Below are 24,605 nucleotides of genomic sequence, written 5' to 3'. Positions count from 1 at the left end.
ATACTTGTCAAAATAATAAGTATACTTGTCTGTTGAGCTATCGTAATATGTGTCTAAAGTAGTTAAAGTTAAAGTTTGCCTTAAAGTATGCCTGTAATCCCATTTGTAAGAACCAATCTAAGATAGGTTCAGTAATATACTGAAAGAAAAATAATTTTTTGATCTGCTGAAGCATTTGGAGGCGATCATCGTATGTTTGCCGAATAAATTTAATCACATCTCCTTTGGTAAACCATGTGGAAAATCAGGACGTTTGGTAAGACTGGGAGCAGCAGCCCAAAAAAGGGCAAAAGTTTGGATACGCCATACCGTTATATCGGGACATATACCGAATGAAAGTAGCGCCTTGATTCGCTACATAAAGAAGTGTAACCATATTAAGAGATACCTACAAGCAAAAAAAATCTCGCCATTTTTGACTATGATCCAATTTCTATTACTATTACACCAAACAAATACGATTACACCAAACAAAGCCAAAATTAGAGAAAATAAATTGTCCTATCCTAATCATTCAAGCTGAAGATGATGACACCGTAAGAAAAAAGAGCGTGGATTATATCAATAAACACGTGTCTTCGGATAAGAAAACGATTAAATATTTTCATGAAGGTGGTCATTTGATCCTTCTGAGTCCGATGGCGGAACAGGTACTACGATGCGTTGCAGATTTCATGCAAGACCAATCAATTAATTTTAGACCGAAAGTATTGATCAAAAGGTAGAACCCATTAACCCTTCGAAGATGCAAGTCGACAGACAGGAGGTGCATGATGAATCACATTTTAATTGTCGAGGATGATACGGCCCTGAGCAATGGTATTGTTCTGGCCCTTAAAGAAGATCATTGCACCTTTGTGCAGGCGTATGACATTGCCGCGGCCAAGAAACAGCTAAAAACCAACTTCTTTCATTTGGTGATACTCGATGTCAATTTACCGGATGGAAACGGTCTTGACCTTCTAGCTGAGATCCGTAAGAAATTGGCTTTGCCTGTAATTGTCCTGACTGCCAATGATTTGGAAACTGATATTGTAACCGGGTTTGAGCTTGGGGCGGATGACTATATCACAAAACCTTTCAGTCTGATGGTACTGCGGGCCAGAGTGGGCGTCCAACTGCGGAAGGGCAGGTATCAGGTTCGCGATACCGTAAAGATTGATGGGTTTTCCTTTTCCTTTGCAAGGATGGAGTTCAAGAGAGACGGCAAACCCATTGAACTCAGCAAAACCGAGCAGAAACTGCTTCGGGTCTTAATAGAAAACAAGGGAAAAACCATTTCTCGTACAGATTTGGTGGACAGGATTTGGACAGATGGAGCCGAGTATGTTGACGAGAATGCCTTGTCGGTTACGATAAAAAGACTGCGTGATAAATTGGAAGAACTTCCGTCTGCACCGCAATATATCAAAACGGTCTATGGGATTGGCTACACCTGGGCGGTGCAGTGAGATGAATACACTTGATTACACCTGTATCGGGATTGCCATTGCTGCGGTATGCGCGGCCGTGATGGTGATTGTCGTTAACCGTCAAAGAACAAAGAAAACGTTTGAAAAAATTGAAGATATGTTGGACACAGCCATAAACGGTAGCTTTGCCCAAGATGTTTTTGATGAATCTGCTTTATCCGCGGTGGAAGCTAAGCTTGCACGGTATCTTTCCAAATGTGCGGTATCCTCCAAGAATTTGCTTGCGGAAAAGGATAAAATAAAAGAGCTGATTTCTGATATTTCCCATCAGACCAAAACACCCGTTGCCAATATCCTGCTTTATTCACAGCTGCTCAGTGAACACGAATTGCCGGAAGACTGTAAAGTTTGTGTGCAAGCCTTGTCTGCACAGGCGGAAAAGCTGAATTTCCTCATCAATGCTTTGGTGAAAATATCACGGCTGGAAACGGGTATTATTACTGTTTCACCGAAACAGGAAGCCCTCCAAAGGTTGCTGGATGAAGTTCGGATACAGATCAGGCCAAAGGCGGAGGCCAAGGGCATTTCTGTTGCCATGGAAGATACGGAGAGTTGTGCCCATTTTGATCTGAAATGGACGACAGAAGCCGTATATAATATCATGGATAACGCCGTAAAATATACCACAAGCGGCGGGTGTATTACCATAAAAGCCATACCCTATGAGTTGTTCTGCCGTATTGATATAACCGATAATGGGATGGGTATTTCCGAGGATGAGCAAAGCAAAATATTCACCCGGTTCTACCGCTCGGGAACCGCTGGTAATCAAGAAGGTGTTGGTCTTGGGCTGTTTTTGACCAGAGAGATCATCTCAGCCGAGGGAGGTTATATCAAGGTGTCATCACAGCCGGACAGTGGTTCTACCTTTTCAGTATTTTTGCCAATAGAAAAGTAAATCTTTCAAGACTGTTAGATTCTAGAAAGATTGTGGAAAGATTGTTGTGATATAGTCAATATTGCAGGCAACTGCGATACTGACTATTTTCTTTGGGGAGGAAAACAAAATGACGATACTTGAAACAACAAAATTAAAAAAATATTACGGCAGCGAAGATACAACGGTTAAAGCGTTAGACGGCATCGACCTCACCGTGGAGAGTGGGGAGTTTGTAGCCATCGTAGGCACATCCGGCAGCGGCAAGTCTACGCTTCTACATATGCTGGGCGGGCTTGACCGCCCCACAAGTGGCACGGTCACTGTCGATGGAAAGGAGATCTTTGCACTGAAAGACGAAGAACTGACGATTTTCCGCCGAAGAAAAATAGGCTTTGTCTTTCAAAATTATAATCTTGTTCCTGTATTGAATGTGTACGAGAATACTGTCCTGCCTATTCAGCTCGACGGGAACGAGCCGGATAAACGCTATGTGGACAGAATCATCGGCACATTGGGGCTTGAAAGCAAACTGAACAATCTGCCCAACAATCTTTCCGGCGGTCAGCAGCAACGGGTGGCAATTGCCAGAGCCTTAGCTGCTAAGCCTGCTATCGTTCTCGCGGATGAGCCGACAGGAAACCTCGACAGTAAAACCAGCCAAGATGTCCTGGGACTGCTCAAGGTTACAAGCGAAAGGTTCAGTCAGACCATTGTCATGATTACCCACAACGAGGAAATTGCCCAGTTGGCAGACCGCATCATCCGAATTGAAGATGGAAAAATTGTGGGTGGTGGAAGTAAATGATCAAAGTAAAAAACAAAAAAGCGATTCGCAATCTGGCCGACAAGAGCTATCGGGCAAATAAAGTCCGCAACTTGATTGCGATCATCGCCATTGCCTTGACAGCGGTGCTTTTCACCACGCTTTTCACCATGGGGATCGGTACGGTGGAGGGTCTTCAGCAGGCCACGATGAGGCAGGCGGGCGGCGACGGCCATGCTGTGCTTAAATATATCACTGACGAGGAATTCAACAACATCAAAGATCATGTACTTATTAAAGAAATTTCCTATAACCGAATGCTATGCGACGGGGTGGAAAACAAGGAATTTCTCAAACGGCGTGCCGAGTTTTGGTATGATGATGATGGCGGGATGAAGCTCGGATTTTGCGAACCAACAAGCGGACACAAACCTGTAGCTGAAAACGAAGTCATTGCAGATACCAAGACCTTGCAGCTGATGGGCGTTCCCCTTGAGGTTGGCGCGCCGCTTACGCTCACACTTGACATCCGGGGCGAAGAAGTACAGCGGGATTTTGTCCTTGCAGGCTGGTGGGAGAGCGACCCCGTTTTTAACGTGGGCCAGATCTTGGCCTCCCGTGCCTATGTAGATGCTCATCCGGCCGAACTGCAAAACAGCTATAAGGTGGACAATTCTCTCACCGGGGTTATCAACGCGTCTATTATGTTCAAAAACAGCATCGATTTGGAGGGGAAGCTGGCAAAGGTCATTACCGACAGTGGCTATTCTCTGGATGAAAAAGCGCCGAATTACTTGGAGCATAATGTGAGTTGGGCATATCTCTCCACGAATTTTGGTATGGACGCAGGTACGCTGATTGCACTGCTTTCGGGCTTGCTATTGATCGTATTCACCGGCTATCTTATTATCTACAACATTTTTCAGATTTCCGTCATTCGGGATATTCGTTTTTATGGACTCTTGAAAACCATTGGAACAACAGGGAGACAGATACGCCGGATTATCCGCAGACAGGCACTGATCCTTTCCACCATAGGAATTCCAATCGGATTGATTTTAGGTTTCTCTATTGGTAAATCCCTTGTTCCTCTCCTCATAAACAATTCCACCTATGCCGGAAGTGCGGTGTCTGTATCGCCAAGCCCATGGATTTTTATTGGTTCGGCGCTGTTTGCTTTGGTCACCGTGCTCATCAGTACCTTCAAACCGGGTAGGATAGCCGCCTCTGTTTCACCGGTGGAGGCAGTGCGGTATACGGATGGAAATACAAAGCAGAACTGCAAACCGAAAAAATCCACTGATGGCGGAAAAATGCCCCGTATGGCCCTGGCTAATTTAGGGCGGAACAAAAGACGTACCGTTTTAGTAGTCATTAGCTTGTCCCTGAGCCTTGTTTTGCTGAACACGGTGTTTACGCTATCTCAGAGCATTGATATGAATAAGTTCCTTTCTAAATTCGTGGATACCGATTTTCTGATTGCCCATGCCGATTACTTTCAAAATGACTACTCCGGTCCCGAAAACCAGACCAGCGAGAGCTTTATTCAGGCGGTGGAAACACAGCCCGGCTTTGAGGCGGGTGGGCGACTGTATGGCGGCAGAGCGGAAGGATTTGCGGCAGAGGACGAAAAGAACACCACCCAGGAATATAACAGGAATCCCTACGGCGATTTGATGGCTGCGGTCTATGGTCTTGAGGGTATGCCTCTTCAGCGACTGGAGCTTATCGACGGTGAGCTTGATGATGCAAAGCTGGCTACTGGTAAGTACATTCTGGAGGGAGTCCCGCTGGACGATAACAGTATACCGGAAATGGAGAACAAGCATTATGAGATTGGTGACGCGGTAATACTTCACAACTATAAAGGAACGTCGGAAACATTTGCTGGCAGGGAGTACACGACGCAGGAGTTTATCATGCTGGGTCATGTGGCCATCAAACATTATTCCAATTCCGACCGTACCGGATGGGACTATAACTTCTATCTCCCCGCGGATGTCTATAAAACAATGGTAGTACAGCCCGCCGTAATGAGCTATGCCTTCAATGTCTCCGAAGATCAAGAGGCGGCAATGGAGCGTTTTTTGCAAAGCTACACGGATTCAGTGGAACCAGTCATGAATTACGTCTCGAAGTTCACCTCTCTCAAGGAGTTTTCCGGTATGCAGAGCACCGTTGTGATGATTGGCGGCGCACTCAGCTTTATCATCGGGTTGATTGGCATTCTCAATTTTGTCAATGCCATTCTCACCAGCATTTTGACCCGACGCAAAGAATTTGCCATGCTGCAAAGCATAGGCATGACACGAAGGCAGCTGCGCCGTATATTAATGTTTGAAGGATTTTATTATACGCTTGGCACTTGCGCACTGTCGCTCGTATTTAGCACGTTATTTTCACTTTTAATTGTCAAATCTTTTTGTGGTCTGCTGTGGTTCTTTAGTTATCATTTTATCTTGTGGCCGCTTTTGATCGTACTTCCTTTCCTGTTTATGCTTGGTATGATGATTCCTTTGGTATCGTATGCCATGACGGACAAGCAAAGTATCGTGGAGCGGCTGAGGGAAGCGGAATAGTATTTGTATGATGAGCATACTTTTTTAGGTTGATTTCATCCCGCTTTTTCAGGTAAAATATAATGAAATGATCAACTTGAGGATGGAGATATAGTATTATGCGTATGATATTTGCAGACCGGATGAATAGACTGGGCAGTGAGACGGCTTTTGAAATGCTGGCTAAGGCCAATGTTTTGGAAGCGCAGGGAAGGGAAATTATTCACCTTGAGATTGGTGAACCGGATTTTCCGACGTTGCCCAATATCATAGAAAAAGGAATGGAATGCCTGCGGGCCGGCATGACAAAATACACACCTTCTTCAGGCCTGCTGGAGGCAAGACAGGCCGTTGCGGATTATGCGGGCAAAAAAAGAGGCTATGAAATCGACCCTCAGGAAGTGGTCATGACGGCGGGTGGAAAGCCGATCATGTTTTACGCCATTTTGGCTACGGTTAACCCCGGAGATGAGGTCATTTATCCGAATCCGGGTTTCCCGATTTATGAATCCGTCATTAAGTTCGTTGGCGGGGTACCGGTACCGATCCCGCTGCGTGAAGAGAATGAGTTCAGAATGGATATCCAGGAATTCAAATCCCTCGTGACAGACAAAACCAAAATGGTGATTATCAACTCGCCGCAAAACCCAACCGGCGGGATGCTGACGAAAGAAGACTATCAGGAAATCGCTGATTTTCTGGCCGACCGTAATATTGTGATTCTCTCGGATGAGATTTATGAAAATGTCGTCTATGAAGAGCCGTCATTTTCGATCTCTTCGCTGCCGCATATGAGAGAAAAGACAATCATACTGAACGGATTCTCGAAGACCTATGCGATGACCGGCTGGCGCGCCGGGTATGGCATTATGCCGAAGGAAGCCGCCCAGCAAATTGGCAAGCTCGTTGTGAACAGTACTTCCTGTCTGGCAGGTTTTACACAGATGGCTTGTATTGAGGCTCTGACAGGACCGCAGGATGAAGTTTTGAGAAGAGCAGAGCAGTTCAGAATCAGAAGGGATCGGATCGTTGACGGACTGAATGCCATCAGTGGGGTTACCTGTCTGAAACCACGCGGTGCCTTTTACGTGTTTCCGAATATCAAAGCTTTTGGAAAAACTAGCAAGGAGATGGCCGAGTACCTGTTAAACGAAGCAGGTGTTGCGACCCTCTGGGGCAGTTCGTTCGGGGAATACGGCGAAGGATATCTGAGGATTTCCTATGCGAATTCCTTGGAAAATCTTGAAAAAGCCGTAAGCCAAATTGATATTGCTCTGAAAAAGTTATAATAGATATTTAAAAACAATCAACGGTGCAGTATGAGGCTGCACCGTTAGTTTGGTTCACCCTGTATTTCGGGTAACTGAAGAGAAGAGCATGAAATAGCATAGTAAAGCATACGGAAGGATCCAGAAGATAGCAGCGAGATTCCAAGGGATATATCGGAACGTGAAAAGGCGGAAAATTCTGAATAATTTAATATATTCTCAAAAAAGTTTAGAAAATTGTTGCAATATTGTTGAAATTATCGAAGCAAGTCCTTATACTAAATACTAAACTTGGTTTGAAATGAGTATGAAACCATATTTTATATTATTTGGAAAGGGGGACATAATAATTCTCAGAAAGCAGAATAAGAACTGGGCACCTTATTTTGCTATCAAGTTCATGATTGAGGTTAATAAACGATTTAATAATTGAGGGGAAAGAGGACACTATGAACACAGTGCTATTTCTTATTTTGTTTCCAATTGTTGTTGCACTGCTTTTGCTTATCTTGCCGCAGCCGGCTGTCCGGAAAGGCATTGTGGTGCTGTCAACAATCATTCTGACTGTAGCATCAGTCAATCTGGCTGTTCAGTATTTTAACACAGGGGCAGTATTCTTTAATCTGGATAATCAATATATTGATCTTGGAATATTTGCAATTGAGGTCATTCTAGCAGTCATTGTCATTGGGATTTCGCTGAAATACAAACAGTATCTGGCCGGGCTTTTGATGCTAACCAGTGCTGCAATTATGATATGGTTTGAAGGTTCTTATGGGGAAGAGATCCAGACATCGTATAATTTATTTGTTGATAATCTCTCTCTGATCATGACACTGATCATTGGTATCATCAGTAGTTTGATAGCGATATTTGCTGTTGGCTATATGAAGGATTATCATCATCATCACAAGGAAGTTAAAGACAGGACCCCGTTTTTCTTTTTTGTTATCTTCGTCTTTTTAGGAGCGATGTATGGGGTTGTTTTTGCCAACAATCTGATGTGGCTTTATTTCTTTTGGGAAATCACCACATTCAGTTCATTCTTCCTGATCGGCTACAGCCGCGAAGAAATTGCGATTAAGAATGCGTTCAGGGCTTTAAACATGAACCTGCTTGGTGGACTTGGTTTTTCCATCGCCATTGTCTACCTATTTATCAATGCGCATACGATTGAGCTGAACATGCTGCCGGAGCTTGCGTCTACCGTAGTGCTTCTGCCGACAGCGTTACTTGCGTTTGCCGGGTTAACAAAAGCTGCCCAGATGCCGTTTTCTTCCTGGCTGCTTGGAGCGATGGTTGCGCCGACCCCTGTTTCCGCACTGCTCCATTCCAGTACCATGATTAAAGCTGGTGTGTACTTAATCATCAGACTTTCACCGGTTTTTGCTTTTGTTGACGGCGGTTCAATGGTCGGACTGTTTGTCGCGATGGTTGGGGCGGTGACATTTGTCCTGACAGCCTTTATGGCCATCTCCCAGTCGGATGCCAAACGTGTACTCGCATATTCAACGATTTCCAATCTTGGCCTGATTATTGTTTGCGCCGGCATTGGAACCTATCAATTGATGTGGGCTGCGATCATGCTTATGATCTTCCATGCGATTGCCAAGTCTTTGCTCTTCCTGTCTGTTGGTACAGTCGAGCATAACATCGGTGACCGTATCATCGAGTCCATGGACGGACTGATTACCAAAATGCCGAAGATTGCAATTGGTATGGTCATCGGGATTGCGGGAATGTTTCTTGCTCCATTCGGTATGCTGATCAGTAAGTGGGCAGCGCTCGAAGGGCTGGTTACAGCAAATCCGGTACTCACGGTATTTGTGGCCTTTGGAAGTGCCGCAACTTTATTCTTCTGGACAAAGTGGCTCGGTAAGCTTTTGATGGTGAAAGAAAGACCGCTGGAATTCCAGTCAAAGGTCCCAGGGACAGAACGCTTTACGCTGACTACGCTTGCTGTTTTGACAGTTGGGATTTGTCTGCTGTTCCCGCTCATCTCGAAATATTCTCTGGAGCCGTTTATTGCGTCCATCTATAATCAGACATACCTACTGGATCAGGGAAATGTCATTATTCTGCTGATTATGGTCGGTCTGATGGTCGTTCTGCCTGTGGGTCTGTCGTTCACGCACAAGAATTATCAGTATAAACCGCAGTACCTGGCGGGACTCAATACTCCCGAAAAAGAGAAGTTTTATGGTTCTCTGGGTCTTACAAGAGAAATAACGATGAGGAGTTTCTATCTGGAAAATATTTTCGGTGAGAGCAAACTGTTTAAACTTGGTGTTGTGATCAGTATTGTTCTAATCATCATAATGTTTGGGGTGGGGATCATATGAGTGGAAATTATGCATGGTTAATGGTCATTCTCTATATCATTCTGGCCCCGTTCATCGGTGGTTTGATTGCCGGGGTGGACCGCAGAATATCTGCCAGGATGCAGAGCAGATACGGTCCGCCGATTCTGCAGCCTTTCTATGATATTTTTAAATTGATGAACAAAAGCAGTATTGCGGTAAATCCGCAGCAGAGGCTGTACATCATCTGTTTTATCGTTTTTGTAATTATCTCGGGAGCGATATTCTTTGGCGGCGGAGACTTGCTGCTGGCGATTTTCGCTTTGACGCTGGCCAGTATCTTCCTGATCATTGCGGCCTACTCTACTTTTTCGCCGTACGCCTATATCGGTGCAGAGAGAGAAATGCTGCAGATCATGGCCTATGAGCCGATGGTCATTTTAACGACTGTAGGAATGTACATGGTGACGAAAAGTTTTAATGTTTGGGACATCGCAATGTATGACCAACCGCTGCTTTACAGTCTGCCAGGTATTTTTCTTGGATTCCTGTTTATCCTAACCATTAAATTCCGTAAATCACCTTTTGATATATCGATGTCTCATCATGCGCATCAGGAGATTGTCCGTGGGATTATCACGGAATTTTCCGGGACGGATCTGGCGCTGATTGAGATTGCCCACTGGTATGAAAATGTCTTCCTGCTGGGTATTGTCTGTCTGTTCTTCGCGTCGAGCCCGATCATTGCCTTAATCCTGGCGATCGTCGTCTATTTCCTGGAGATCTGGATCGATAACAACTATTCCCGTCTTAAATGGCAGTCCGTACTCGGAAGCGCCTGGATCGTTGCACTTGTGCTCGGCGTAGGCAACATCGCCTATCTGGCACTCAGATGAAAAACCTTATACTGATTGGAGTGAAATGATTTGTCATACTTGCCGAAGTCTCCTTGGTTGGTCCATTACGACGCCTCCAGCTGCAATGGCTGTGACATCGAAGTACTGGCTTGTCTGACGCCTTTATATGATGTCGAGCGTTTTGGCGTTCTCAATATTGGCAATCCAAAGCATGCCGATATTTTCGTCGTGACAGGATCTGTCAATGAACAAAATAAAGAGGTCATTAAAAATATTTATAACCAGATGGCGGATCCGAAAGTTGTTGTGGCGATCGGAGCCTGTGCCACTTCCGGAGGAATCTTCCGTGAATGCTACAATGTCCAGGGCGGAATCGATAACGTCATTCCGGTAGACGTGTATGTCCCTGGGTGTGCTGCCAGACCTGAAGCAATCATTGACGGTGTTGTTCAGGCTTTGGGAGTTCTTGAGGAAAAATATCAGAACTTGAGGAAGGTGGCGAAATAGATGACGGAACGTATCATTAATCCGGTTACAGCTGAAGAGCTTGTTGATCGTGCGAAGCAGTATCTGCAGAATGGGTATCGCCTGATCCAAATCTGCTGTACAAAAACGCCATCGGAAATGTATTTGCTTTATTCGTTTGAAAAGCTGGACTTGACTTTGGAAAATCTGAGATTGGATGTCCAGTCTGGCGATACTATTCCGAGTATCAGTGATGTGTATTTTGCCGCGTTTCTTTATGAAAACGAGATTCATGATCTCTATGGTATTAATGTCAGTGGAATGGCGGTTGATTTTCAGGGGACATTTTACGAGACGGCAGTTAAACAGCCTTTCAATATAGCTGCCGCAGATATAAAAGAATAGGAGAGGGATGGTAATATGGGTGAGCGAACAATAATTCCATTTGGCCCTCAGCATCCGGTACTGCCTGAACCGCTCCATCTCGATCTTATTATGGAAGATGAGAAAGTAGTTGGCGCAGTTCCTTCGATCGGGTTTGTGCACAGGGGCTTGGAAAAGCTGGTTGAAAAAAGAGATTTTAATGAAATGATTTATGTCATTGAACGTATTTGCGGGATCTGCAGTTTTATTCACGGACAGTCCTATGCCCAGACGCTGGAAGGCATGATGGGCGTGGACATTCCGCCCCGTGCCAAATATCTGCGTACCATCTGGGCGGAACTTTCCAGGGTACACAGCCACTTGCTCTGGCTCGGTCTCATGGCCGATGCTTATGGCTTTGAAAGCCTGTTTATGCATTGCTGGCGGATCCGGGAGAAAGTACTCGATATTTTTGAAGAGACCACCGGTGGCAGGGTTATATTTAGTGTATGTAAAATTGGCGGGGTCTGGAAGGATATTGACAACGACACATTGAATAGAATAAAGGTTATTGTCAAAGACATCGCGGAGGAAGCCAAAACGGTGACGGATGTATTTGTACGGGACTATTCCGTTCAGAAGAGAACCAGAGGCATAGGCGTCGTGACTTATCAGGAAGCGATCGATCTGGGTGCCGCTGGTCCAACCCTGAGAGGCAGTGGTGTTGTTCAGGATATGCGTACCTTAGGCTATGCCGCTTACGGTGATCTGAATTTTGAGCCAATCGTCGAAAAAGACGGCGACTGCTACGCCCGCACCGTGGTTCGGGTGCGTGAAGTATACCAGTCTCTGGATCTCATTCGCCAGTGTATTGAGAAAATACCTGACGGCGAGGTGGATATGAAGATAAAAGGCAATCCGAGCGGAGAATATATTTCACGTATGGAGCAGCCCCGCGGTCAGACTTTCTACTACGCTAAAGGCAACGGTACAAAATACTTGGAGAGGTTCAGAGTCAGAACACCAACGTTTGCGAATATCCCGACGCTGTTGAAAATACTGCCAGGCGCAGACCTTGCAGATGTTCCGGTGCTGGCATTGACCATCGATCCTTGTATCAGCTGTACGGAAAGGTAGGGAGAGACGCATGGCTTTTAATGTAATTAACAAAACGATTATGAAAAGTTTATTCAGCAAACCTGCTACAGCGATGTATCCGGTCATCAAAAATGAGTTTTATCCCAATACGCGCGGCAGCATTGAGATGGCTAAGATAGAAAATTGCTCGTTCTGCGGCATTTGTTCTAAAAGATGTCCGGCCACAGCTATTGCGGTCGGTAAATCCGATAAAAAGTGGGAAATCGATCGTACCCGCTGTATTGTTTGCAATTTCTGTGTTCAGGTATGCCCGAAAAACTGCCTGAATACCCAAAGAAGTTATACTGCACCAATGAGAGATAAATCGAGTAAGTTGTTTACTGCATATGGGCCTGTCGTCCAGGAAGTTGCTTCCGGGACAGCAGCTCAGGATAATCCTACACAGGTGGAAACAGTAGAAGAAGATGCATGAATTTCCGATTACTGAACAAATCATAAAAATTGCTTCTGAAAAAGCCAAAGAGAATAATGCGCGTAGTATTACGCGCATTACCTTGGTTGTCGGAGAACAGTCCGGCTTTATTGGCGAATCCATTCAGATGTATTTTGACATTATTTCGAAAGACACGCTCTGCGAGGGGGCTGTTCTCGAAATGGAGAATATTAAAGCCAAGTGGTACTGCCCGGACTGCAATATTCATTATGCGCGTCAGCCGTTTTCTTTTGCCTGCCCTGACTGCGGCAATGATGGCATGCCAACAAACATTGGAAAAGAATTCTATGTTAAAGATATAGAAATAGAAACAGAATAAAAAGGGGGGCCTTAAGTGGCTGAAAAAGAAATTCAGGTTGTCCAGAACATTTTTGATGAAAATGACAGGATAGCCTTTGCGACGCAGGAAAAACTGGGCAAAATGGGAGTCTTTGTTGTTAATATCATGGGGGCGCCCGGAGCGGGAAAGACATCGAGCATTATTAATCTAATTCAGCAGCTTTCTGAAAATAAAGTATATGTGATCGAAGGAGATATCGAATCGGATATTGACACGGTCAAGCTCAAAGAGTTAGGTATTGAAGCGATCCAGATCAACACGAATGGAGCATGTCATCTGGATGCGCCTACGATCCAGAGTTCCTTGGACGGATTGTCTTTCGACAAGCCCGGCCTGTTGTTCATTGAAAATATTGGTAATTTAGTCTGCCCGGCAGAATTCCAAATTGGTGAGCATATCAAAATGCTGATTTGTTCAGCAGCCGAGGGCAGCGATAAGCCGTACAAATATCCTCTGGCTTTTGAAAAAGCTGATGTGATTCTGCTTACGAAATGTGATTTAAAAACGTATGTTGATTTTAACGATGAATTTTTCCTTAAAGGTGTTAGAGCACTGAATAAAACTGCACCGGTGTTCGAAGTCAACGCCAAAACCGGACAAGGTTTTGAAGATGTTGCGGGATGGCTGCTGCAAAGAAAAAGCTAAAAGGTCATTCTTTGCTTTTTTAGGTCAACCGTAATAAAATAATTTTAGTATGATGTCAACCCTAAATCCTGTATATCACAATTTTGAGCTGACAAGGTACTAATAGATACTAGCGGCATTTGAACAGGGTGGTGAACGAAATGTGTGTGGCTGTTCCCGGGAAAGTAGTGGAAGTAAATGATTTTACCGGTAAGGTTGATTTCCAGGGGAATATTATTGATGTTAATATGGCCCTGGTGGATGCCCAAGCAGGTGATTACGTACTGGTTCATGCAGGATGCGCCATTGAAGTTATTCAGAAGGACACTGCCGATGAAATTTTGGAGCTATTTGCAGAATTGGAGTCACTGAAATATGAATCTTGATCATATACTGAAAGAGCTTGCGGGAGATCATCAAGAGCTTAAAATCATGGAAGTATGCGGAACTCATACTTCCTCAATCTTTAAGAACGGTATACGCAGTCTGCTTTCGCCAAAGATCAGGCTTATATCCGGCCCGGGCTGTCCGGTGTGCGTAACTCCGGCTTCCTATATTGATAAAGCCATTGAATGGGCCATGACCCCGAACTACGTGCTGCTTACCTTTGGCGATATGATGAAAGTGCCGGGCTCGGAGAAATCTTTAAGTGAGGCCAAGGCGGACGGGGCAAGGGTCGAGATCATGTACTCACCGCAGGAAGCGCTTAAAAAGGCCGCAGCTAACCCGGAACTTACGTATGTGATTGCCTGCGTCGGCTTTGAAACCACGATTCCGTCTTATGCACTGGTTATTGAGCAAACGGAGCGTTCCGGTCTGACGAATATTAAGTTTTTGACTGCACTGCGCAGGGTTATGCCGGCTCTTGATTTTATCTGCGCCACGGATAATGAAATATCAGCGTTTATTGCGCCGGGGCATGTCAGCACGATTCTTGGTTCGCAGGCCTATGCAGGTTTGACGGAGCAGTATATGAAGCCTTTTGCCGTAGCCGGCTTTGAAGGGGAACATATCCTGATCGCCATTTACGATTTGGTTAAACAAGTCGAAAATCATAAACACGAAGTGCATAATCTTTATCCTTCCGTGGTTAAGCCCGAGGGGAACGCGGTTGCTTTAGCCTATATCAACAATTATTTTGAGTCTGGACAGGCTTTTTGGCGTGGGATCGGCGTTATTGAGGATTCCGGTTTATATCTGAATCAAAAATACCGGAAATACGATGCCGGTTCGGCCGACCTTGCCGGTGATACTGCTCAAAAAACGACGAACTGCCGCTGCGGCGAGGTTATCCTTGGTAAGATCAACCCTGATGAGTGTCCGATGTTTGGGAAGGTCTGTACACCGGCTAAAGCGCAGGGACCCTGTATGGTATCGTCTGAGGGCACCTGCGGCATTTGGTTTCGGTTTACCAGAAAGTAATCCATTCATAAATTTGTAATCAACGTTTAAATGTTGCCTATGAGAAAATAAGTCGGGAAAATATACTAAGAAGATAGATAAGATAGATAAGATAGATACAGTAAGATAGTTTACAGATGGACTCAGGCAGGCTAAGCAGCCTGTAATGAAAAATGAGTAGGTGAGTAAATGAAGATTGTAATGGCGCATGGGAGCGGCGGCAATGCTACCAGGGAGCTTATCAAAGATCTTTTTCATAAATATTTAGCCAACGATTACCTTGATAAAATGGAAGATTCGGCAATCCTGCCTGTTTCCGAATACCCTCTGGCGATGACCACCGATTCTTTTGTGGTCACGCCTCTGGAATTCCCGGGCGGGGATATCGGCAAGCTTGCTGTCTGTGGAACGGTAAACGATCTCTGGATGGCAGGAGCCGAGCCTCAGTATCTGACAGCGGGATTTATTCTCGAAGAAGGCCTCGATCTGGATTTGCTTGACCGCGTCGTCGCTTCACTGAGCAGAACGGCTAAGGAAGCAGGCATCAAAATTGTTGCCGGAGATACCAAAGTCGTTCAGGGAAATGGCGGTTTGTATATCAACACAGCCGGTCTTGGTTTCAGAAAAAGCGGCAGGCACATTGGCACAGATGTGATCCGTGAGGGAGATGCGCTCATCGTTAGCGGTGATTTGGGCAACCATCACGCCTGCATCATGTCTCAGCGCATGGAGATTGTCAATTCAATCCAAAGTGACTGTGCAAATCTTGGACCAATGGTTGAAGATTTGCTTCAGGCAGGCATTGAGGTCCGCGCGATGAGGGATATTACCCGGGGGGGCTTAGGCACGGTTCTGAATGAGATTGCCGAAGCTTCAAACCATGCCGTAGAAATCGAGGAGAAAAGCATTCCTGTGGATCCGGAAGTCAAATCCTTCTGTGATATCTTAGGCCTGGATCCGCTCTATATGGCCAATGAAGGAAAGTTTCTCTGTATCACTGCTCAGGAACATGCGGAACGGGCTCTGAATATTCTAAAGCAAAATCCTCTTGGCACCAAGGCGAGGCTGATTGGCAGCGTCACAGAGACCGGAAAACCTCTCGTAACAGTGAAAACAAGACTCGGAGGGAAAAGGGTTATCGATGTCTTATATGGTGAAGGCCTTCCAAGGATTTGTTAGAAGCCCTTTAAGAACCAGGAAGCTGTCAGCTAAGGGCTTCCTGATCTGGATTGCAGCTACAGCATTCGTCCAGGTCATTATTGCTGAAATGATCCAACGGGGAGATTTTAAATCAGCTCTTGTATGGATCTATTCCAATCTCCTGGTATTTTTAATGAACGATTTTTTGGCAATTGTACTTCTGTGTTTTTTTCTTTTTCTTACAGGGAATCTGCGGCTTACGGTCATTTCTTCATCCGTCCTGCTGATTTTACTTTCGTTAACAAATATGGTAAAGAAACAGTTTTTAGGGGATCCTTTATTTCCCTGGGATTTTGGGAGATTCGATCAGGTTTATAATCTGTTGCCTAAGATTTCTGGAGAAGTGCTGCCGGTCCTTTTTTTTCTTGGCGTGATGATTATCGTCCTTATTCTGGCCGGGGTATTCTTTGTTCCGAAATATCGCCTACGCTTAAGGACCAGGATGGGTGTTCTTGCGGGCGTCGCTATTCTGATACCATTGCTGGTTTTTTACCGGCATACGCCGCTACAGACGTTGTTTAAAATGGCAGAAATCGAACATATCTACTGGGTCCAAACCCAAAACAGCTTACAGAACGGTTTTCTTCTGGGTTTCATGATGAACACGGAATATATCATGGTTTTGAAGCCAGCTGGCTATAGTGAAGAAACCATCAGCAAGATCACAGCCGAGGACAAAGCCGGTTCGTCAGCGGCGGCTGCTGGTGTTCAGGACAGCGGAATGAAGCCGGATATTGTTGTCATTCTGGATGAATCTTTCTGGGATCCTACCAGGCTTCCGAAGGTTGCTTTTTCTGAAGATCCGCTGCCGAATTTTCGAGAATTAAGCAACGAGGGCACTTCTGGCGAGATATTATCCCCGGTGTTTGGAGGAAGTACGGCTAATGTGGAATTTGAGTTTTTGACAGGATTATCGACCAATTTCCTGCCACAGGGAGCGATTGCTTACCAGCAGTATGTCACAAAATCCCTGCCTGCTTTGCCGAACTTGCTTCAGCGTTACGGCTACGAGACGACGGCCATTCATCCCTACCACGGCTGGTTCTATGACAGGGACAAGATTTACCCGCTGCTGGGTTTTCAGCACTTTTATAGTCTGGAAGATTTCAACGGGGCCAAAATTGACGGTGAATATATTGCAGATATCGAAGTCAGTAAAAGAATTATTCAAGAGCTTCAAACAGCCGATCAGCCGGAATTCATTTTTGCTGTAACGATGCAAAATCACGGTCCTTATCCGGCGGACCGTTACAGTGATCATACGGTCAGTACATCCGGCAGTCTTACATCCGAAGGAAAAGGGATTTTAGACACCTATGCGGAAGGCGTACGGGATGCAGATGCGTCGCTGGCTTATCTGACTGACTATTTGCGGAAATCGGACAGGCCAACAATCGTCGTTTATTTTGGGGACCACCTGCCTTTTTTGGGCAAGGATTATCAGGTCTATAAAGAAACCGGCTATATTACCGGGAATGAAAACGAATGGTCAACGGGGGACACCTTAAAAATGAAATCGGTCCCGCTGATCATCTGGTCAAACGATCAGCAGGACACTGTTGAAACAAATGCAAATGCAGATACAGATACAGATACAGATACAGATACAAGTTCTGCGGACGCAGCCAAAACGATACGAAGTGCCACAGATTTGGGACTTATCAGTCCGTCGTTTCTAGGGGCCTATTTGTTGAAACAGCTGAATTATCCAGGGAATACTATTTTTGAGTATACCGGTCGGATGGCAGATGTACTGCCCGTTTATGGCAAATCGGTCTTCGTTGACCAATATGGGCAGACGTACGACGAGCTTCCTTCATCATTTCAGGAAGCAGAAAAAGATTACTGGCTGCTGGAATATGACTTGTTATTTGGAAAGCAATATTCAAAAAAATAAGGTGAGCGTTTGAGACGGGTAAAGTTTTTAGCTAGAGTTGATAGATCGTAGTTTGTGTATTAGAAGCCAATGAATATACAGGAAAGAGGGATAAAAATGCTTGATTTGTTATATGATAGAAGAAGTATCCGTAAATATAGTCCGGCCGCAATAGAAAAAGATAAAATCCAAAATCTGGTCAAGGCTGCTTTGTTGGCCCCTTCTGGTAGAGGGATTCAGCCGCAGCGTTTCATCATTGTGGAAGATCATGACCTGCTTCAGAAACTTTCCTTGGCCAGAGAGCACGGCTCAGCTTTCTTAAGCGGAGCCCCTTTGTGCATTGTGGTTCTGGCGGACAGCAGTCTAACCGATGTCTGGACCGAAGATGCATCCATAGCTGCGATCATTATTCAATTGGCCGCAAAATCGATGGGACTAGGCTCCTGCTGGGTTCAGGTCAGAAACAGAAATCAGTCCGAGGGAAAGACCACGGAAGAATATATCCAGGAAGTGCTGAATATACCTCAAGGCTTAAAAGTGGAATGTATGATTGGGCTTGGATATCCTGCTGAACAAAAATTACGCAGGACGGAGCAAGATTTGCAGTATCAAAATATATTTGTCAATCAATACGGAACAGAATTTCTAAACAAATATTAAGCATATAAGCTTATCCTATAAATAAATTCTTGTGGAGGTGTTGTTCATGGATTGTCCGGTGTGTCATGTGAAATTGCAGATGACGGAACGCAAAGGAGTAGAAATTGATTACTGCCCACAGTGCCGCGGGATCTGGCTCGATCGCGGCGAATTGGACAAAATTATCGAAAAATCTCAATCCGAGAGCAGTACTCAGGAACGCAGACCTGGATATGTGAATGAATACGGAAATTATGAGCATGAAAACAAACATCATGATCGTGAACATGAGCATGCGTATGATCGGGACCATTACGGCAAAAATTCGAAGCAACGCAGGGGATCTTTTTTAAGTGATCTATTCGATTTTGGCGGTGACTGATCCATGCCTCAACGAAAAAGTGAGGAATTTATTGCCTGGGATAAAAAACAGCAAAAATGCAAATTCTAAGATTGTAAAAGGGTACGTAATGGTTGAGCCAAGACTCTGTTATGCTCTTTCGGGGGTGTAACCGGGTCGGCCAAAGATTATCTGAAGGTCAAAGGCTTTCAAATAGTCGGAGGGAAGATTTTTAACGGTTGGGAAAAGCTTTGAGGCAGTCGATTAATTTTTATTGTTTTAGGGTTCCAACCTATCGTTAAGGGTCGAGCTAAGATTATGCCGGGTGTCGTATATTCTATGAGTTTGTAAGTTCGTTACAAAGTTATAGAATTAATGGTTGGCTGCAGCCGTGAGGTTGCTGTCAGCTGTTAAGATATCTTGCATGGTCGAACAAACCATGATCATAGGTGGCGACCTGCTTGGTTATGGTCGAAAGATCATGGCTAGGTAATCAACCATCTATGGTGGTGCAAGGTAGATCATTGCGTGCTCTTTTCAGACTAAAATACATAGCAGAAAAAGAATGATGAAGAATAAAACGAAAAAGCAGAGCAACGACTCTGTTTTTTTGCTGAGTCATTCTATATATTTTTTTTTGCTATTTTCTATAAAGGTTCCTTTCCATAGATAAGTATGGGCCTAGTTTTATGAATAAAAGGCTTAAAATATTTTTTAGGAAGTGGACGGTATCTCAGAGGTACATTTTTTATATAATCGTCAGACCTTTGACAAGATGAAGCAGGTTAGCTCGTTCAGACGGCACAAGCTGGTCAACAAAGGAAATCAGCCGGATTTGCCACTCTTTCATTTCTTCAGAGGCCGCGTACCCGGAATGGATAAAAAATGATGGATCGGGCGCCGGGAGTGATTTGATCAGCAGCGCAAGTTCCAGCGTGGTTAAGGAATGATAAATACTGTCATATTCATCTTCCAAAAGGCAGGATGCTTCGAGAATATCTGCCAGGTCGGCAGCGCTGTGAATTTCCCTCCGGATGATTGCAAGCTTATCTTCAATATAGCGGCATTGTCGGATTTCTTCGGCAATGTCTCGGAATATGTCATCTGCTAAGCCCGGTCCGTCTTCAAAAATGATCGCAGGGCGCTCCGGTTGCGCTTTTAAAGTAATAAAGACTGCTTCCAACCGCCCATTATGCAAAGCATTTTTGAGCCTGACAGCAAAAGAAGCCATACTTTCTTGAAGCAGCTGAACCTGACTCCTGTCATTAAACGCGAGCTCATCGCTGACTTGGGTCAAAGCATTCTGCAGCATAACATCAAATTCCTGGTCGGGGAGCTTTGATAATTTCTGCTGAAGGTATTCCCGATCCTGTTGACTGATATTCAATTGACGCGCAGACTTGCCGGCCAGTACTGAGCCAAGTGATTGGGCTAATACCAGCTCAAAAATATTCAGCAGCAAGTCCTCGGAATGATCGTGATACCCACGCAGCAAACATTGGATGTCTTCATCGGGGAAATTCAGGCAGAACGTATCCTCATGGTATAATTGCTGCAAGTAATGATGAATATAGACAATCCCTGTTAAATCCATCTGATCATTGCTAAGCGGGTAATCGATTGAACCGGGTGTTTCGTGCGCGGCGAATTCCGGATCATAAGCTGTAAAAAATGCCGGAATGCCATTTTCGAGCGTATCGCTATAGGCCTGGTTAGCAAAGGTCAAACCGTCATGATTAATTACAGACAGAAGTGTTTTGGCTTCACTGATGCGAAGATTAATAATGTTTCTGCCTTCCTGAAACAGATCATTGATTTGGTCTTGTTTGAGACAATCCAGACAGAGACTGGGATTAGAAAGGCTCTTCAGATAGATACCGATCGTATACAGGATGGACAGCATGATACTTTGCGCTGTTTCCGACTTTACGGAGCAGCTGTCGCCATGTGTAAACCGTTTCAGTTGTTTTGTCAGGAGTTTAACGATTTGTGTTTGCATATGCTGAAGTTCAACGTCAGTCAGCAGTCCATGCTGAAAAGCCTGTTCCAAAAGTGACTGAAGAACAGCGCTTTCAGGAAGAGACATATTCAATACCGCGTGTTTTCTGAGTAAATTCACCATACGTCCACCTCCTCATTGTCCGGATCATCTTCGTTGGGGTGTACATTCCAATAATCCGTCAGGCCATAGCGGATATTACGGGCAAGCGTTTCCAGTTCGCGGTTTTGCAGCAACTCAAGCGAGCCCTGACAGTTCCCGTCAAAATAAACCTTCATCAGTCCGATCAACTCGTCGTCGCTTATTTCATCAAGCGTCTCATTCTTAAAATAATAAAATGCCTCGATCAGGTCATTTAGGGCAGCGGCATAATTATGACAGGAGAGAAAAGGGGAATCACAAAAGCGGAGAATGAGCTTATTAATCATGCCGCCTGCAAATTCAACCCGTCCGAAGCTGCGAAGAGAATGAGCGCGTGTTTCTACAAGCTCTAAGGCTTCTGATGCTGAAAGCTGTAAACCAAAGCGGGCCGTCTGGTCGTTGCATTCCAGGATCTCATGCACGGACATCTTGTTGATCATGGCAGGAGGGAGCAGCATAAATGGTTCCATTTCCGACATCCTTTCACTGTTGCATTGATTTGATTAGAGGATGATGCAAGAGGATATTGACAATCAGAAAGATGTGTGATATAGTAATGTAGAGAAGTTATATTAAAATATAAATAAAATCTAATTAAACTTAAATATACCATTGATCTCTTGAGGAGTCAATGGTTTTTATGAGGAAAAAAATGGCTAGAAAAACGTTTGATGAAAAGCTGCATCAGGCAAAAGATATGCCCAGAATAGAATTTATTGGCTATGACGAGAAGATGGCCAAGCGGTTTGGTGCTGGAAATATGTTGATTGCCGCTCCGCTGGAGTATGATGAAGTCATGAAAAGGATACCTCCGGGCAAACTGATTACTTCCGATGAGATCAGAGCTTATCTGGCCAAAAAACATCAAGCCGATTTCACCTGTCAGCTGACGGCAGGGATTTTTATTAATACCGCCGCCAATGCTTCGCAAGAAAGAGAGGATGCCGGTAATCCGGATATTACCCCGTACTGGCGGACGCTTAAGAAAGGCGGAGAATTGAATGATAAGTTTCCCGGTGGTCTGGATCATCAGAAGTTTTTGCTGGAGTCTGAGGGACATACAGTGATCCCCAAAGGGAAGAAGTATTTTGTTAAAGAATTTGAAAAATCTTTGTTTTTGTTATAGAGGGAAACATATTACGAAAAAATATAACGAAAAAAATGTTAAAGACATGGGCTTTCCCCGTGTCTTTAACATTATGAAGCAGCATGATATTAAACTTTGTTACGCAATACCCTGCTTGAGTCGTCGTTTTTTCCACTGGGGTATAAGTATCCTGTCCACTCCCCAGTAGTAGGCAGCTGCCCCGGCCCAAAGCAGTAAAGCTTCCCAGAATAATAACATTGGATTGGTGCTGACAGCACCAGCCAGTAGATAACTCATGTTCAGAAAGACTGCCGCAAGTAAAGCGATGGTCGTGAAGCAACCGAGGATCAATCCCAAGCCAACCAGAAGTTCTCCCCAGGCAATCACATAACCAAACACTTTGGCATTCGGAAGAGCAATATTTTGAATAAATGATGCATACCACCAGGATACATCAGGATGTTGGCCACCGGTTTTGGTCAGAGCTCCTTGTAAAAAACCTGTAACGGCCGCTCCCGCGTTCGGGCCTACCCAGGCTGCAGCACTTGCTCCAAAAGTTTTGCTGATACCGGCACTCAGCCACTCCCAGCCAATATATACGCGAATGACGGTCCACACAACTTGCATAAATCGCGATTCTCTCCAGCTCATATTAACCCTCCTTTAATTTTAGTATGGGATTACAAAATCTTTTTATACCGTTTCAATCTTGTAGATGTTCCCAAGTAATCAAAAACACAGAAAAATTGCAAATTAAAAGAAACAGGACGATATAAAATTTGAATGTACTTTGTCCATTCAAATTTCACATAACTGTCACCATTATTTCACATAAATGACATAATCAATTGTTAACATATTACCTACATTTAATGAAAGGAGTGATAGAATTGGATACGGATAAAGGAAATAAAATTGTTAATGTATTGCTTTGTATTGATCTTCTGATCTTGGTGATTACTGCGTTAACAAATGAAATGATTCCCAAGGAAATCTTTGAAAGCGTCCATGTTATTCCAGGTTTCTTATTAGTTGTTTTAGTGCTATTTCATCTTAGACTTAATAGTAAAGGCTTAAAGAAAAACAATAAATCAAGTGATACATATCTTTCAAAATGATCTGAAATCAAAAAGATCATAACCTAAAAAAACAGAAATAAAAATAAGGGAGTCGGATAATTCCGATTCCCTTATTTTTTTCTTCGGTTAAAAAAATCTATCCAAAAGTCTGCCCCAAAGCATAAATACAAAAAATAAAAAAAGGCCTCTGAGCCTCAAATTTACTTGGCAGGGGATGAAGGAGTTGAACCCTCACTGACGGTTTTGGAGACCGCTGTTCTACCATTAAACTAATCCCCTAGGTGTTTCCTACAGTTGACGACGAAAGCTATTATATCGGAATTACTTGATTGTGTCAACGATAACATTTCAGTTAACATTTCAGTCTGCATTTAAATTGATGGCAGATCATACATATAACAATCATTCAAATTATTTTGAAGGATTTTTGCCGTAAAAAACGAATAAAATAGTATAAAAGAAAACATTATAGCAAATCTTGGCGAGAGGATCGTTACGATTGAAAACTGACCTTCATATTCACACCAATCAGTCTGACGGAAGTCTCAAGGTTGAAGAGATTTTGCAAATTTCTTCTTTAAAAGGGATGGATATTGTCGCCATTACCGATCATGAGACAACATCCGGTGTCACCAAGGCGCAAAACATTGCGCCGGATTACGGAATTCGGATTATACCCGGACTTGAGTTGAATACCTATTACAAGAACCAGGAGATTCACCTGCTGGGCTATTACCGAGACATTAATAATGACTATCTTCAGGAAAAGCTTCAGCAAATCCGTAAAGAGAGAACTGCTGTTACAAAATTAATGCTCGGAAAGTTAAAAGATTTGGGACTGGTGCTCGAATGGCAGGAGATTGAAAATACAGCAAGTTTCGAAGGCGTCGTCAGCAAGTCTCATATTATTTACGCGATCTGGAATAAAACTGAACGTGATCAAAATCTCACTATTAATTGGGATAATCTTGCGTCCTGTCTCAGACCCGGCGGAACGGCCTATATACCCTATGAAGGCAACCCCTTTCCTGATGCGGTTGATCTGATTCTCGAAACAGGCGGGCTTCCTGTCCTGGCTCATCCGGGACTAATCGACCAGTCCCTGACTGAGGATCTTTTGAGTTACAAGCCGATTGGAATTGAAGTCTATTACGGTTACTGGGCTCAACGCGAAGAGAAGATTACCTATTTTGAAGAACTGTCACGAAAATACAGGACTCTCGCAACAGGTGGCAGCGACTATCATGGCTTTTTCAGTCAGGTCGAAATTGGAGAGGTCTCGGTTCCGGAAAAATGCGTGCTTAATCTTATGGAATATCTGCAGATCGACTGAGATCAATGATATCGATAAATGTTAGGAGT

26 protein-coding genes and 1 tRNA gene are annotated in these 24,605 nt (G+C 44.3%); 23 read left to right on the top strand and 4 right to left on the bottom strand.

The genetic code is table 11. The annotated features are described in order from the left end of the window. Positions 1-455 precede the first annotated feature (455 nt). The 20 genes from A7D23_RS16400 (at position 456) to A7D23_RS08320 (ending at position 18,979) form a co-directional block, all read left to right on the top strand. On the top strand, positions 456-725 hold the full coding sequence (locus A7D23_RS16400) for an alpha/beta hydrolase (protein WP_345787673.1): 270 nt from the start codon (positions 456-458) through the stop codon (positions 723-725). A 48-nt stretch (positions 726-773) separates the two neighbouring features. Continuing rightward, positions 774-1,451: a response regulator transcription factor gene (locus A7D23_RS08410; protein ID WP_019226280.1), complete on the top strand. Its 678-nt coding sequence runs from the start codon at positions 774-776 to the stop codon at positions 1,449-1,451. A gap of 1 nt (position 1,452) precedes the next feature. Then, positions 1,453-2,370: a HAMP domain-containing sensor histidine kinase gene (locus A7D23_RS08405; protein WP_019226281.1), complete on the top strand. Its 918-nt coding sequence runs from the start codon at positions 1,453-1,455 to the stop codon at positions 2,368-2,370. Between the two features lie 109 nt (positions 2,371-2,479). After that, positions 2,480-3,157 (top strand): ABC transporter ATP-binding protein, encoded by a 678-nt coding sequence (locus tag A7D23_RS08400; RefSeq protein WP_015042856.1) that lies wholly within the window; start codon positions 2,480-2,482, stop codon positions 3,155-3,157. Continuing rightward, positions 3,154-5,694 carry an ABC transporter permease gene (locus tag A7D23_RS08395; protein ID WP_019226282.1) on the top strand — a complete coding sequence of 847 codons (2,541 nt, stop codon included), beginning with the start codon at positions 3,154-3,156 and terminating at the stop codon, positions 5,692-5,694. Before A7D23_RS08400 ends, A7D23_RS08395 begins: the two co-directional genes overlap by 4 nt. A gap of 98 nt (positions 5,695-5,792) precedes the next feature. After that, the gene (locus tag A7D23_RS08390) at positions 5,793-6,962 is read left to right on the top strand and encodes a pyridoxal phosphate-dependent aminotransferase (RefSeq protein ID WP_019226283.1); all 1,170 of its coding nucleotides are present in this window, start codon (positions 5,793-5,795) and stop codon (positions 6,960-6,962) included. Positions 6,963-7,390: 428 nt separating this feature from the next. Then, positions 7,391-9,283: a proton-conducting transporter membrane subunit gene (locus A7D23_RS08385; RefSeq protein WP_019226284.1), complete on the top strand. Its 1,893-nt coding sequence runs from the start codon at positions 7,391-7,393 to the stop codon at positions 9,281-9,283. Then, on the top strand, positions 9,280-10,137 hold the full coding sequence (locus A7D23_RS08380; protein ID WP_025205785.1) for a complex I subunit 1 family protein: 858 nt from the start codon (positions 9,280-9,282) through the stop codon (positions 10,135-10,137). The genes A7D23_RS08385 and A7D23_RS08380 overlap by 4 nt, the downstream gene beginning before the upstream one ends. Positions 10,138-10,167: 30 nt before the next feature. Then, a complete protein-coding gene (locus A7D23_RS08375; protein WP_019226285.1) occupies positions 10,168-10,605 on the top strand; it encodes an NADH-quinone oxidoreductase subunit B family protein in 438 nt (145 codons plus the stop codon). Continuing rightward, complete coding sequence (locus A7D23_RS08370) at positions 10,606-10,968, top strand: NADH-quinone oxidoreductase subunit C (protein ID WP_019226286.1); 363 nt, start codon at positions 10,606-10,608, stop codon at positions 10,966-10,968. Positions 10,969-10,983: 15 nt separating this feature from the next. Then, entirely contained in the window at positions 10,984-12,063 is a 1,080-nt protein-coding gene (locus A7D23_RS08365) for a nickel-dependent hydrogenase large subunit (RefSeq protein ID WP_019226287.1), read from the top strand. Between the two features lie 10 nt (positions 12,064-12,073). Beyond that, on the top strand, positions 12,074-12,496 hold the full coding sequence (locus tag A7D23_RS08360; RefSeq protein WP_019226288.1) for a 4Fe-4S binding protein: 423 nt from the start codon (positions 12,074-12,076) through the stop codon (positions 12,494-12,496). Continuing rightward, positions 12,489-12,836 carry a hydrogenase maturation nickel metallochaperone HypA gene (gene hypA, locus A7D23_RS08355; protein ID WP_019226289.1) on the top strand — a complete coding sequence of 116 codons (348 nt, stop codon included), beginning with the start codon at positions 12,489-12,491 and terminating at the stop codon, positions 12,834-12,836. Before A7D23_RS08360 ends, hypA begins: the two co-directional genes overlap by 8 nt. A gap of 15 nt (positions 12,837-12,851) precedes the next feature. Beyond that, positions 12,852-13,502 carry a hydrogenase nickel incorporation protein HypB gene (gene hypB, locus A7D23_RS08350; protein WP_019226290.1) on the top strand — a complete coding sequence of 217 codons (651 nt, stop codon included), beginning with the start codon at positions 12,852-12,854 and terminating at the stop codon, positions 13,500-13,502. 140 nt (positions 13,503-13,642) lie between these two features. Beyond that, positions 13,643-13,867, top strand: a complete 225-nt coding sequence (locus A7D23_RS08345) for a HypC/HybG/HupF family hydrogenase formation chaperone (RefSeq protein WP_015042845.1) — start codon at positions 13,643-13,645, stop codon at positions 13,865-13,867. Next, entirely contained in the window at positions 13,857-14,903 is a 1,047-nt protein-coding gene (gene hypD / locus A7D23_RS08340) for a hydrogenase formation protein HypD (protein WP_019226291.1), read from the top strand. Before A7D23_RS08345 ends, hypD begins: the two co-directional genes overlap by 11 nt. Before the next feature lie 168 nt (positions 14,904-15,071). Further along, a complete protein-coding gene (hypE, locus tag A7D23_RS08335) occupies positions 15,072-16,061 on the top strand; it encodes a hydrogenase expression/formation protein HypE (protein WP_019226292.1) in 990 nt (329 codons plus the stop codon). Beyond that, positions 16,024-17,979, top strand: a complete 1,956-nt coding sequence (locus A7D23_RS08330; RefSeq protein ID WP_019226293.1) for an LTA synthase family protein — start codon at positions 16,024-16,026, stop codon at positions 17,977-17,979. Before hypE ends, A7D23_RS08330 begins: the two co-directional genes overlap by 38 nt. 96 nt (positions 17,980-18,075) lie before the next feature. After that, positions 18,076-18,618: a nitroreductase family protein gene (locus A7D23_RS08325; RefSeq protein WP_025205783.1), complete on the top strand. Its 543-nt coding sequence runs from the start codon at positions 18,076-18,078 to the stop codon at positions 18,616-18,618. Positions 18,619-18,664: 46 nt separating this feature from the next. Further along, on the top strand, positions 18,665-18,979 hold the full coding sequence (locus tag A7D23_RS08320) for a zf-TFIIB domain-containing protein (protein WP_019226295.1): 315 nt from the start codon (positions 18,665-18,667) through the stop codon (positions 18,977-18,979). 706 nt (positions 18,980-19,685) lie between these two features. Here A7D23_RS08320 and A7D23_RS08315 read toward each other — a convergent pair. Beyond that, entirely contained in the window at positions 19,686-21,059 is a 1,374-nt protein-coding gene (locus A7D23_RS08315) for a DUF6179 domain-containing protein (protein ID WP_068883556.1), read from the bottom strand. Beyond that, the gene (locus A7D23_RS08310) at positions 21,053-21,547 is read right to left on the bottom strand and encodes a DUF6323 family protein (protein WP_025205780.1); all 495 of its coding nucleotides are present in this window, start codon (positions 21,545-21,547) and stop codon (positions 21,053-21,055) included. The genes A7D23_RS08315 and A7D23_RS08310 overlap by 7 nt, the downstream gene beginning before the upstream one ends. Positions 21,548-21,729: 182 nt before the next feature. Between A7D23_RS08310 and A7D23_RS08305 the strand changes: the two genes are divergently transcribed. Then, entirely contained in the window at positions 21,730-22,203 is a 474-nt protein-coding gene (locus tag A7D23_RS08305; protein ID WP_025205779.1) for an MGMT family protein, read from the top strand. Between the two features lie 99 nt (positions 22,204-22,302). Here A7D23_RS08305 and A7D23_RS08300 read toward each other — a convergent pair whose 3' ends face one another. Beyond that, positions 22,303-22,815 carry a DoxX family membrane protein gene (locus A7D23_RS08300; RefSeq protein WP_025205778.1) on the bottom strand — a complete coding sequence of 171 codons (513 nt, stop codon included), beginning with the start codon at positions 22,813-22,815 and terminating at the stop codon, positions 22,303-22,305. A gap of 239 nt (positions 22,816-23,054) precedes the next feature. Between A7D23_RS08300 and A7D23_RS08295 the strand changes: the two genes are divergently transcribed. After that, positions 23,055-23,282, top strand: coding sequence for a hypothetical protein (locus tag A7D23_RS08295; RefSeq protein ID WP_019226300.1), 228 nt, complete (start codon positions 23,055-23,057; stop codon positions 23,280-23,282). 166 nt (positions 23,283-23,448) lie between these two features. Here A7D23_RS08295 and A7D23_RS08290 read toward each other — a convergent pair. Beyond that, positions 23,449-23,522, bottom strand: a tRNA-Trp gene (locus A7D23_RS08290). Between the two features lie 220 nt (positions 23,523-23,742). Between A7D23_RS08290 and A7D23_RS08285 the strand changes: the two genes are divergently transcribed. After that, positions 23,743-24,576, top strand: coding sequence for a PHP domain-containing protein (locus A7D23_RS08285; RefSeq protein WP_025205777.1), 834 nt, complete (start codon positions 23,743-23,745; stop codon positions 24,574-24,576). The last annotated feature ends 29 nt before the right edge of the window (positions 24,577-24,605 follow it).

The sequence above is a fragment of the Dehalobacter sp. TeCB1 genome (assembly GCF_001707455.1).
Lineage (GTDB): Bacteria > Bacillota > Desulfitobacteriia > Desulfitobacteriales > Syntrophobotulaceae > Dehalobacter > Dehalobacter restrictus.
Note: the sequence above shows the minus strand (reverse complement) of the source record. Positions and strands in the feature narration are given on the sequence as shown.

Bases quoted from the DNA above. Each gene is read 5' to 3' on its own strand.
- A7D23_RS08390 (WP_019226283.1), top strand. From the start codon at position 5,793: ATGCGTATGATATTTGCAGACCGGATGAATAGACTGGGCAGTGAGACG.
- hypA (WP_019226289.1), top strand. From the start codon at position 12,489: ATGCATGAATTTCCGATTACTGAACAAATCATAAAAATTGCTTCTGAA.
- A7D23_RS08305 (WP_025205779.1), top strand. From the start codon at position 21,730: ATGGCTAGAAAAACGTTTGATGAAAAGCTGCATCAGGCAAAAGATATG.
- A7D23_RS08385 (WP_019226284.1), top strand. From the start codon at position 7,391: ATGAACACAGTGCTATTTCTTATTTTGTTTCCAATTGTTGTTGCACTG.
- A7D23_RS08370 (WP_019226286.1), top strand. From the start codon at position 10,606: ATGACGGAACGTATCATTAATCCGGTTACAGCTGAAGAGCTTGTTGAT.
- A7D23_RS08405 (WP_019226281.1), top strand. From the start codon at position 1,453: ATGAATACACTTGATTACACCTGTATCGGGATTGCCATTGCTGCGGTA.
- A7D23_RS08325 (WP_025205783.1), top strand. From the start codon at position 18,076: ATGCTTGATTTGTTATATGATAGAAGAAGTATCCGTAAATATAGTCCG.
- A7D23_RS08365 (WP_019226287.1), top strand. From the start codon at position 10,984: ATGGGTGAGCGAACAATAATTCCATTTGGCCCTCAGCATCCGGTACTG.
- A7D23_RS08310 (WP_025205780.1), bottom strand. From the start codon at position 21,547: ATGGAACCATTTATGCTGCTCCCTCCTGCCATGATCAACAAGATGTCC.
- A7D23_RS08330 (WP_019226293.1), top strand. From the start codon at position 16,024: ATGTCTTATATGGTGAAGGCCTTCCAAGGATTTGTTAGAAGCCCTTTA.
- hypD (WP_019226291.1), top strand. From the start codon at position 13,857: ATGAATCTTGATCATATACTGAAAGAGCTTGCGGGAGATCATCAAGAG.
- A7D23_RS08380 (WP_025205785.1), top strand. From the start codon at position 9,280: ATGAGTGGAAATTATGCATGGTTAATGGTCATTCTCTATATCATTCTG.
- A7D23_RS08345 (WP_015042845.1), top strand. From the start codon at position 13,643: ATGTGTGTGGCTGTTCCCGGGAAAGTAGTGGAAGTAAATGATTTTACC.
- A7D23_RS08315 (WP_068883556.1), bottom strand. From the start codon at position 21,059: ATGGTGAATTTACTCAGAAAACACGCGGTATTGAATATGTCTCTTCCT.
- A7D23_RS08400 (WP_015042856.1), top strand. From the start codon at position 2,480: ATGACGATACTTGAAACAACAAAATTAAAAAAATATTACGGCAGCGAA.
- A7D23_RS08410 (WP_019226280.1), top strand. From the start codon at position 774: ATGAATCACATTTTAATTGTCGAGGATGATACGGCCCTGAGCAATGGT.
- hypE (WP_019226292.1), top strand. From the start codon at position 15,072: ATGAAGATTGTAATGGCGCATGGGAGCGGCGGCAATGCTACCAGGGAG.
- A7D23_RS08300 (WP_025205778.1), bottom strand. From the start codon at position 22,815: ATGAGCTGGAGAGAATCGCGATTTATGCAAGTTGTGTGGACCGTCATT.
- A7D23_RS08360 (WP_019226288.1), top strand. From the start codon at position 12,074: ATGGCTTTTAATGTAATTAACAAAACGATTATGAAAAGTTTATTCAGC.
- A7D23_RS08395 (WP_019226282.1), top strand. From the start codon at position 3,154: ATGATCAAAGTAAAAAACAAAAAAGCGATTCGCAATCTGGCCGACAAG.
- A7D23_RS08320 (WP_019226295.1), top strand. From the start codon at position 18,665: ATGGATTGTCCGGTGTGTCATGTGAAATTGCAGATGACGGAACGCAAA.